This is a genomic window from Gemmatimonadales bacterium (assembly GCA_036265815.1).
In the GTDB taxonomy this organism is placed as follows: domain Bacteria; phylum Gemmatimonadota; class Gemmatimonadetes; order Gemmatimonadales; family GWC2-71-9; genus CAVVWJ01.
On record DATAOI010000046.1, the window covers coordinates 18,597 to 28,378 of the forward strand.

General features: G+C 68.6%; 8 protein-coding genes and 1 tRNA gene. 6 read left to right on the top strand and 3 right to left on the bottom strand.

From position 1 onward, the window contains the following. Window positions 1–2 precede the first annotated feature (2 nt). The 3 genes from VHR41_09595 (at window position 3) to VHR41_09605 (ending at window position 4,109) form a co-directional block, all read left to right on the top strand. Window positions 3–1,415: an APC family permease gene (locus tag VHR41_09595; protein ID HEX3234440.1), complete on the top strand. Its 1,413-nt coding sequence runs from the start codon at window positions 3–5 to the stop codon at window positions 1,413–1,415. After that, on the top strand, window positions 1,412–3,952 hold the full coding sequence (locus VHR41_09600) for a CehA/McbA family metallohydrolase (protein ID HEX3234441.1): 2,541 nt from the start codon (window positions 1,412–1,414) through the stop codon (window positions 3,950–3,952). The genes VHR41_09595 and VHR41_09600 overlap by 4 nt, the downstream gene beginning before the upstream one ends. 69 nt (window positions 3,953–4,021) lie before the next feature. Next, window positions 4,022–4,109: transfer RNA gene (locus tag VHR41_09605), tRNA-Ser, on the top strand. 22 nt (window positions 4,110–4,131) lie between these two features. Here VHR41_09605 and VHR41_09610 read toward each other — a convergent pair. Genes VHR41_09610 through VHR41_09620 form a run of 3 tightly spaced genes read right to left on the bottom strand, consistent with a single transcriptional unit; the run spans window position 4,132 to window position 6,221 of the window. Next, window positions 4,132–4,905 (bottom strand): metallophosphoesterase family protein, encoded by a 774-nt coding sequence (locus VHR41_09610; GenBank protein ID HEX3234442.1) that lies wholly within the window; start codon window positions 4,903–4,905, stop codon window positions 4,132–4,134. Window positions 4,906–4,958: 53 nt separating this feature from the next. Then, window positions 4,959–5,849, bottom strand: coding sequence for an arsenite methyltransferase (locus VHR41_09615; GenBank protein HEX3234443.1), 891 nt, complete (start codon window positions 5,847–5,849; stop codon window positions 4,959–4,961). A gap of 48 nt (window positions 5,850–5,897) precedes the next feature. Then, entirely contained in the window at window positions 5,898–6,221 is a 324-nt protein-coding gene (locus tag VHR41_09620) for a metalloregulator ArsR/SmtB family transcription factor (protein HEX3234444.1), read from the bottom strand. Window positions 6,222–6,634: 413 nt separating this feature from the next. On the opposite strand from VHR41_09620, the gene VHR41_09625 reads away from it, so the two are divergent. The 3 genes from VHR41_09625 (at window position 6,635) to VHR41_09635 (ending at window position 9,628) form a co-directional block, all read left to right on the top strand. Then, window positions 6,635–7,024: a hypothetical protein gene (locus VHR41_09625; GenBank protein HEX3234445.1), complete on the top strand. Its 390-nt coding sequence runs from the start codon at window positions 6,635–6,637 to the stop codon at window positions 7,022–7,024. Between the two features lie 74 nt (window positions 7,025–7,098). Further along, a complete protein-coding gene (locus tag VHR41_09630) occupies window positions 7,099–8,484 on the top strand; it encodes a TolC family protein (protein ID HEX3234446.1) in 1,386 nt (461 codons plus the stop codon). Continuing rightward, on the top strand, window positions 8,474–9,628 hold the full coding sequence (locus tag VHR41_09635) for an efflux RND transporter periplasmic adaptor subunit (protein HEX3234447.1): 1,155 nt from the start codon (window positions 8,474–8,476) through the stop codon (window positions 9,626–9,628). The genes VHR41_09630 and VHR41_09635 overlap by 11 nt, the downstream gene beginning before the upstream one ends. The last annotated feature ends 154 nt before the right edge of the window (window positions 9,629–9,782 follow it).

Genomic DNA, 9,782 nt, shown 5'->3' on the forward strand with positions numbered 1-9,782 from the left:
CGATGACCGCAACCGCCGAGCGTGAATCGACCGGTCTGACCCGCGTGCTCGGCCTGCGGGACATGGTGCTCTTCAACCTGGTAGCGGTGGTGAGCCTTCGCTGGGTCGCCACGGCATCGGCGGCGGGGCCCAGCTCGATCACGCTGTGGATTCTGGCGGCGCTGCTCTTCTTCATCCCGCAAGGCCTCGCCGTCAACGATATGGCGGCCCGTTATCCCGAGGAAGGCGGCATCTACTGCTGGACCAAACGCGCCTTCGGAGACGGGCACGGCTTCCTCTGCGGCTGGTGCTACTGGGTCAACAACATCCTCTATTATCCGAACCTGCTGATCGCGACTGCCGTGGTCGGGACCTACGCGTTCGGTCAGGGCGAGACCGGACTGGCCGACCGCTGGATCTATGTGCTGCCGGCCACGCTGGGCGTCCTCTGGTTCGCGGTGGCGCTCAACATCGTCGGGGTGCGCACCGGCCGCTGGCTGCAGAACTTCGGGGCCATCGCCACCTATCTGCCGGCCCTGCTGCTCGTGGGCCTGGGCATGCACGCGGCGCTCACCCGCCCGCCGGCGACACCGATGTCGCTGCACGACCTGCTGCCCAACTTCGGCAACCTCTCCGAGCTCAACCTCTGGGCCTCGATCGCGTTCGCCTTTGCCGGGTTGGAACTCGCCGCGGTGATGGGTGGCGAGGTGCGAGATCCGGCACGGACGCTGCCCCGGTCGGTGCTCATCTCGGCGCCGCTGATCGCCGGGGTCTATCTGGCGGGGACCGCCGCCGTGCTCTGGTTGATCCCCAGTCATGACGTGCGGATCGTCTCCGGCTTCCTCCAGGCGATGGCGGCGGGAACCCGGGAGCTTGGCCCTGGCCTCGGCTGGCTCGCGTCGATCGCCGCCGCGCTCTTCGTGATCGGCAATGTAGGCGGCGTGGGGGCCTGGCTCGCGGGGCCGGCGCGGGTGGCATTCGTGATTGGATTGGATCGCTACTTTCCGCCGGCGTTCGGGCGGGTGCATCCCAAGTGGCGCACTCCCTACGTGGCGATCCTCACCCAGGCGGTCCTGGCGACGGTCTTCCTGCTGGTCTCGGTGCTGGGTAAAGGCACGACGGTCGAGAAGGCGTATCTGATCATTCTCGACACCATGCTGCTGGTGTACTTCATCCCCTACATCTACCTGTTCATCGCCTATCTGGGCATCCGCTTGCGGGAACCGGTGCCCGCCGATGGCGCCGTGCCGCGGAGCCGCGCGGCGGCAGCCCTCACCGGGGTCGCGGGGCTCGGGCTCACTCTCTTCGCCATGGTGGTCGCGACCATTCCACCGGCCGACACCGCCGAGCCGTGGCTCTTCCGGCTCAAGGTGATCGGCGGGGCAGCATTCTTCGTGGTGCTCGGGCTTCTGATTTATTGGCGGGGACGCCGGTGAGGGTCAGTCACCCGTGGCGGGCGGCCGGCCTGGCGCTCGTCGCGATGCTGGTGTCGCTTTCGTCCGAGCTCCCGGCGCAGCGCGCGCCGGTGCTGCAGCAGGTCAAAGTCCGTCACCCCTATTACTACCGCGAGATGTACATCCCCCAGCCCACCAGCGGCCCAGCGTCGGTGGCGTGGAGCCCGGACGGTCGCGAGCTGGTGTATTCGATGCAGGGCTCGCTCTGGCGCCAACGGCTGGGGAGCAGGGAAGCGCACCAGCTCACCGATGGGCCGGGATACGACTACCAGCCAGACTGGTCGCCCGACGGGCGGCGCATCGTCTATGCGTCCTACCAGCACGATGCGATCGAGCTCCGGCTGCTCGACCTCACGACGGGGGCATCCACTTCCCTCATCGCTGACGGCTCGGTGAATCTGGAGCCGCGCTGGCGACCGGATGGCGAGCGGATCGCGTTCGTCTCGTCGGCGTATCAGGGCCGCTGGCACGTCTTCACGGCAGCAATCACCGGGGAGGGCCGAGCGCAAGGCATCGAGCGTGTCACCGAGGACCACGAGAGCGGACTCCCGCGGTACTACTACAACACCCTCGATCAATATCTCTCGCCTTCCTGGTCGCCCGATGGGAGCGAGCTCCTGCTGATCTCCAACCGCGGGCACGTGTGGGGCTCCGGCGGATTCTGGCGGATGCCGGCGCACCCAGGTGGTGCCATGCGCGAAGTGCGCTACGAGGAGACCAACTGGAAGGCCCGTCCCGACTGGAGCCGGGACGGACGCCGTGTCGTGTACAGCTCGTATCTCGGCCGTCAGTGGCATCAGCTCTGGCTGATGACCGCCGACGGTGGCGATCCGTTCCAGCTCACCTACGGGGACTTCGACGCCACCTCCCCGCGCTGGTCGCCCGACGGTCGGCGCATCGCATACATCAGCAACGAGGCTGGGAACACGTCCCTCTGGGTGGTGGACCTGCCCGGTGGCCGGCGGGAGAAGGTGTGTCCCGAGCACCGGATCTACCGGTCCGCCGTCGGCGCGCTCCACGTGGTGGTGACCGAAGCAGGTAAGAGCGTAAGCGCGCGGGTGTCGGTCACCGGTCCTGACGGGCGGAGCTTCGCGCCGGACGACGCGTGGCGCCACGCGGACGACGGGTTTGACCGCGGCGAGCGCAAGTTCGAGTATGGCTACTTCCACGTCGCGGGAAGGGCCACGCTGACACTGCCCGCCGGGCGCTATACCGTGGAGGTATCCCACGGTCCCGAGTACCGGGTCGTCAGTCGCACGGTGCAGGTCCACCCGCCCGCGGCGACCACGCTGAGCGCGGCCCTCGAGCGATTGGACGATCTCCCGGCCCGCGGCTGGTACAGCGCCGACCTGCACGTGCACATGAACTACGGCGGCGTCTATCGCAACACCCCGGCCCATCTCGCCTCGCAGGCCCGTGCCGAGGACCTCCATCTGGTGGAGAACCTCATCGTCAATAAGGAGGGCAGGATCCCGGACATCGGGTACTTCCTGGGCCATCCGGATCCGGTCTCGACCGCGAGCACCGTGGTAGTCCATGATCAGGAGTTCCATACCAGCTACTGGGGCCACGTCGGTCTGCTTGGCCTGCGCGACCACGTCCTGCTGCCGGGTTACGCGGGCTATGCCAATACCGCGGCGGCGAGCCTGGTGCCCACCAATGCCGAGGTCCTCGACCTGGCGCACGCGGAGGGCGGCGTCACCGGATACGTCCATCCCTTCGACAGCGACCCGGCGCCGGAAGACACGACAACTCCGCTCACGGCCGAGTTCCCGGTGGACGTAGCGCTGGGCAAGGTGGACTACTACGAGGCACTGGGATTCGTCGACGATCCGATGGCGACGGCCAAGGTCTGGTACCGGGTCCTCAACTGCGGCTTCCGACTGCCCGCGGGTGCGGGCACCGATGCCATGGCCAACTTCGCTTCACTCCGCGGCCCCGTGGGGATGAACCGGGTGTACGTGCGGAGCGGCGCACCGCTGACCCAGCGCCGGCTGCTGGATTCGCTCGAGGCGGGGCGGAGCTTCGCGACCAATGGCCCGCTGCTCGATTTCGGTATCGAACATCGCGGGGTAGGGCAGGAGCTGGCCGTTCCGGCGGGATCGCGCGAGGTGACGGCGCACGTGTCGCTGCGGTCGAACGTGCCGGTCGATCATCTCGAGATCATCGGCAACGGCGATGTCGTCCGGGAGGTGCCGCTCGCCGGTGACAGGACCAGAGTCTCAGTCGATCTCCGGCTGCCGATCCGCCGGAGCGGCTGGTATCTGCTCCGGGCGCGAACCGATCGCGCGGTCTATCCTGTGCTCGACCTCTATCCCTACGCAACCACGAGCCCGATCTATGTGATCGTCGGGGGCCAGCCGATCAGATCGGCGGGGGACGCCGAGTACTTTCTGGCGTGGATCGGCCGGCTCGTGCAGGGCGTCGAGCGGCACACGGGGTGGAACGGGAAGGAGGAGCGGGAAACCGTGCTGGCGGTCCTGGCAAAGGCGCGCGCCGAGTTCGAGCTGCGGAAATGATTGCGGGGCACTCGCGTCACGTCGCGTTGACGGGCCTCCACTGGCCCGCTAAGTTGCCGCCTCGCAAGGGGACAGGTGGCCGAGCGGTTGAAGGCGCACGCCTGGAAAGCGTGTAAACGTCAAAAGCGTTTCGAGGGTTCGAATCCCTCCCTGTCCGCTTCTCTCCTCGTCACGGCGATCTAGACCTGGGTGGGAGTGCTCGTCGGTGACAGCTGCCCACCGGTGCGCAGGTCGTCCGCGAACTCGGCCGGCAGGTCGCTCGCCCGGATGCCGCGCATGGCCTCATTCAGATCGTACTCGACCCGGACGAGCTCCACCGATGGCGCCCGCTGGCCAACGTCCAACAGCACGTATCCGGCGCGCCAGTCGCCGTCCTTGGGGCGCCCCACGCTGCCGGTGTTCACGAAGTGCATCCCACCGACCTCGCGGTGCCACGGCTTATGGGTATGGCCGAACGCGATTACGTCGCCCGGTTTCATCCCGGCGTAGCCGGCCATCTTCAAGCAGAACTCGTCGGGCCGGGCCTCGGTCCAGTAGAGGGTATTGAGCGTCGGCGTCCCGTGCACCAGCACGAGACGCGGCCCTGCGACATGGCCGCCGTTGGGCAACACGTCGATACGGAACGGCAACCCGCCCAAGTACGCCCTGGTCTTGGCCGAGACATGTCGCCGGGTCCAGTCGTAACTCAGGTGGGACAGCTCCTCCTGGTGCGGGTCCTCGTAGCGGCACCCGCAGTGCTTGTAGCCGGTCGCCACGGTCGAGTCGTAGTTGCCCGCGACGCCCGGTATCCCTGCGCCCGCGATCATCGCGACGGTCTCGTCGGGCCAGGGGGCGTACCCGACCAAGTCGCCCAGGTGGTACACCGCACCGATATTCCGTCGCACGATATCCGCATGCACCGCCGTGAGCGCCGGGAGATTGGCGTGCACGTCGGAGATGAGTGCGTATCTCACGGCTCTGTGTCAGCTGAGGTCGACGCCACTGGTTTCTCCGTGTATGGCGGGCGTCAGGCGCAGCACTCCGGGCCGCAGCAGGCGTGCACCCGCTCAGTGGGGTTGCTGTCCGCTACCGTTGGTGCGGTGGGCTTGCCGGCGCGGATGAATGCGCCCATGACCCGGCCGCCGACTTCACGCGCGAGCACCTCCGTGTCCAGACCCGCTCCGGTGAGGAAGGCCTTCGCGTCCTCGAACTCATAGATGCGGGTGGGCTCGATGTCGATCGTCTCGAACCCAGCCTCCCACAGGAGGGCATGAAACTCCTGCTCGGTGAGCGCCCCTGCAACGCACCCGACCCACAGCTCCATGCTCGACCGGACCGCCGTCGGAACATCCCCCCGGACCACCACGTCGGAGACGGCGAAGCGCCCGCCGGGCCGGAGCACGCGGAATGCCTCGGCGATCACCTTCCGCTTGTCGGCGGACAGGTTGATCACGCAGTTGGAGATGATGACGTCCACCGAGGCGTCGGGCAGCGGGATGGCCTCGATGTCGCCCTGCAGGAACTCGACATTCTCCACCCCTGCCTTGCGCTGGTTCTCGCGGGCGAGCGCCAGCATCTCATCGGTCATGTCCAGGCCGTACGCCTTGCCCTTGGGGCCGACACGCTTGGCGGAGAGCAGGACATCGATACCGCCACCAGAGCCCAGGTCGAGCACCACCTCACCCTCGTGCAGCTCCGCCAGCGCGGTGGGATTGCCGCACCCGAGCGACGCCAGCACCGCCTCGGCAGGGAGGGTTGCCGTCTGGGCGTCGGTGTAGAGGTTGGAGGTGATCGGGTCCTCGGCCGACGTTCCGCAGGAGCTTCCGCCGCAGCAGCTACTCTTCGTCCCACTGGCGACCTGGAGCGCCGCCTTGCCGTAGCGCTCGCGGACGGTGGACTTGATGTCCTCGGTGCCCATCTCGACCTCATCAAAAAAGGTTGATATGTCGGAGAAAAAAGGGGCGGCTCAGCAGCAGCCGCTCCGGCGCTCCGCTGCCGATGGAGCGGACGCCAGCGCCTCGATCCGCTCGGCCACCTCGGCCAGCGCGTCAGAATTCAGCGTGTAGTACATCCAGCGCCCCTCCCGGCGGTCCATCACGAGCCCGGCCTCCTTGAGGACCTTGAGATGGAAGGACAGCCGGGACTGCGCCGCGTCGAGCGCATCCGTCAGGTCGCACACGCAGCGCTCGCCGAAGCGCAAGCGCTGGAGAATGGAAAGCCGTGTCGGGTCGGACAGGGCGTGAAACAGCTCGGCGCCCCTGGCATGATTGGTCTTGATTCGCGTGGCCATGAGCGCAACGTATCAAGAAATCCTGATGTGTCAAGTGCGGAAGCCGCGCAACAACGAAGGCGCCGGCGGGGGCGCAGCCGAGGGCGAGGGATGCGGGATCACGAGTTGCGCCGCCCCGCAGCCGGGCTCGCCTTCCGAGAATCGCGTCGAACTGTCGCTGGAGGGGGCCTGGCGAGACCCGAGTAGGAGAGCGCTTATGCGGCCGAACAGGGCTCGACGCCTGGCAGGCAGTGTAGCGAGCGCGTCCGGGCTTGTCCACCCTGCGAGCGGACACGGACCTCTCGAGGGCGACCCGGAGCCAGCTCTCTTGGGCAGGCAGAGGCGCGCCGGCCGAAGTCCCACCACGATCCTCCAGACGGTGGCCAGTGCGAACGGGCTAGCGCCCTGTAGAAAAGTGACTTACCCTTCTGCCGATGACTTCCCGCCGCACCTCCGGGGCCCTCGCGTCACCGGCGCGCCGCATCATCGCCATGCTCCTGGCGGTGGTCCAGCTCGTGATGGTGCTGGCTTCGTTGACCGAGGTGCCCGACCATGCGGGTGGGCGGGTGGTCGCCGGCACCGGAGAACGTTCCCTCCACGAGGCCTTCGCTCCCTCGGACCCCGGGCACGAGCGCGCCAAGCACGACGAGGCGACCTGCCCCGCGTGCATCGTACGGTCGCTCCATGCCCGACTGGAGGCACTGGCACCGCTCCCGATCTCGGGAGCCGAGCAGCACACCGCGGCCCTTCCGGCCCCGGCGTCCCTCCCCTGTGTCGACCCTTCCTTCAGCAACTTCTCCCGAGCCCCTCCCGTCGTAGGCTGAGCCCCGGGTTCTCCGTGAGAGTGAGCCGAGCCGCCAGCTGACGGCCGGTTTTCGTCACCTATCATAGGCAAAGCATGCGACACCTCCTCTGGGTGTGTGCACTGGCGTCCTCTGCCAGCGCGGCATTCGGACAGCAGCCCGACACGACCGTTCGGCCGCCCGCACTCGAGCGGGGCCCCGCGGGCGACTCGCTCGAGCTGGCGCTCCGGCCCGACTGTCTTCGGCCCAGCGCCGACACCGCGCCGGCGCCGACCGCCTCTCTCTGCCTGACCCGTGAGCGGGCGATCGCCGAAGCGCTGTCGCACAATCCGCAGCTCCAAGTATCGGCAGAGCAGGTGGCCCAGGCGCGCGCCCGGAAGGTGCAGGCCACGGCGATTCCCGATCCCGCATTCAGTGCCGCGTTCGACCAGTCCCCCGGGTTGTTCGGCGCGGGCGGCTCGACGGAGCGGAGCGTGATCGCGAGTCTGACGATTCCGTTCGTCGACAAGTTCCGGCTGCAAGGCCGCATCGGGACGGCAGATGTTCATTCGGCCACCTTCTCCGCCGCGCTGACCCGGCAACTGATCGTCTCGCAAACGTCGCAGACCTACGACTCACTGCTGGCCGCCCTTCGTCGGGAGCGGGACCTTGGTGAGGCCAAGGCCCTGGCCCAGGACTTCGTCCGGCGGGCTCAGGCCCGGTACAACGCCGGGACGACACCGAAGCTCGACCTGGTCCGGGCGCAGGTGGAGCTGGGCCAGGCGGAGAACCAGCTCATCGCGAACGCGCGGGACGTCGCGAACGCGCGGGCCGCGCTGAATCGCCTGGTGGGCCGCCCACTCGGCGCTCCGGTCGCGGCGGCCGACTCACTGGCCGTGCCGCCGGCCCTGCCCGATCTCGCCCGACTGGAGGCCGCCGCCCTCGCCGCCCGGCCCGAGCTGGGCGACCTCAAGAGCCAGCAGGAGGGGGCGCGAGCCACCACCGGGCTCGCCCGCGAGTACTGGCTCCCCGACCTGACGGTCGGCATCAGTCGCGACTATGCCGACCCGGGACCGGGTGTCCTCTTCACCGGCGTGTCGTTTCCCATCCCGCTCTTCTTCTGGCAGCACTCCCGGGGAGAGATCGGGGAGGCGCGCCATCGCGAGCTCGAGCTCGCGGCGGCCTACCGAGACCTCCAGGGACAAGTCGGGCAGGACCTCAGGGCGGCCTACGCGGCGGCCGACGCGGCGCGTCGCCAGGTGGTGTACCTCCGGGACGCCCTCCTCCCGCTCGCGCGCCAGGCGTACCGCATCGCGTCGGTCAGCTATGGCCTGGGGGGATCGTCGGCGCTGGAGCTGCTCGACGCGCGGCGGAACCTGCTCGAGGCGGAGAGCCAGTACACCGATGCACTGGCCGCCGCCAACAGCACTCGCGCAGATCTTCAACGTGCCGCCGCGACTCCCCTGGACACGTTCGAGACCGGAGATACCCATGACCGATAGACTCGCCCTCGGCTCGACTCTGCTCTCGGCGCTTCTGGCCGCCGCGGTCGTCGGCTGCTCCCGTCGGGCCGAGCCCGCCGACCACGCCGCCAACTCGACGGTCGAGGCCAGCACGGTCGAGCTCGACACGGCCCAGCGCTCGCGGATTCATCTGGAGAAGGTCGAGCCCCGCGTGTTCAACGCGTCCATCACCACCACCGGTACCGTCGCCTTCAACAGCGACCGATCGACCCAGGTGATCGCGCCCATCTCCGGTCCGGTCTCGCGGATCCTGGTGTCTCCGGGTGCCCGGGTCGAACGCGGGCAGCCGCTCGCGATCGTGGCCTCTCCCGACTTTGCCGAGGCGGTGGCCTCGTATCGGAAGGCGGAGGGCGCGTGGCACAACGCCCAGCGGATCGCCACGCTGGATGAGCAGCTCTTCGCCAACGACGCGCTCGCCCGGAGCGAGCTCGACCAGGCCCGGACCGACCTGGCCGCCGCCACTGCCGACCGGGATGCCGCGCTCTCCCAGCTCCGGTCGCTGGGTCTGGGTGAGGCCTCGATCGGCGCGATTCGCGACGGCAAGCCGGTCCCGGCGACCGAGGCCGCCGTCCGCGCTCCGATTGGGGGGACCCTGGTCGAGAAGCTGATCACGCCGGGGCAGCTCCTCCAGGCTGGCACCACGCCGTGCTTTACCATCGCGGATCTCTCGACCGTCTGGGTCATGGCCAACGTGTTCGAGAGCGACCTCGGCGCGGTGCAGCGCGGGGAGACGGCGTTCATTTCGACCGATGCGGCATTCGACACGCTCCCCGGGCGGGTCAACTACGTCGCCGACCTGGTGGACCCCGCCACCAAGGCGACCGCGGTGCGGGTCGTGGTACCGAACCCGAGGCGGCTCCTAAGGAGGGACATGCTCGTTCGGGTGACCATCCGCACCCTGCGACCACGAACGGGCATCACGGTTCCGGTGGTGGCCGTCCTCCGGGATGACGAGAACCTGCCGTTCGTCTATGTCGCGGCGGTGGGTGGCGCGTTCGACCGGCGGCGGGTGGACCTGGGCGGACGGGTGGGCGATCGCTACGAGGTCGCGTCGGGACTCAAGGCCGGCGAGTCCGTAGTCACGGACGGCGCGCTCTTTCTCAATGGGGCATCGACTCAGTGAGCGCAGAGCCGGACGTGCCGACCAACCTGTCTTCCACGAGTCGTTCAGCCATTCACCGGATCGTCACGCTGGCCCTCGGGCAGCCGGCGGTCGTGCTCGCTGTCGCAGTCATCACGGCGGCGGTCGGCACCTGGTCATTCTCACGACTCCCGGT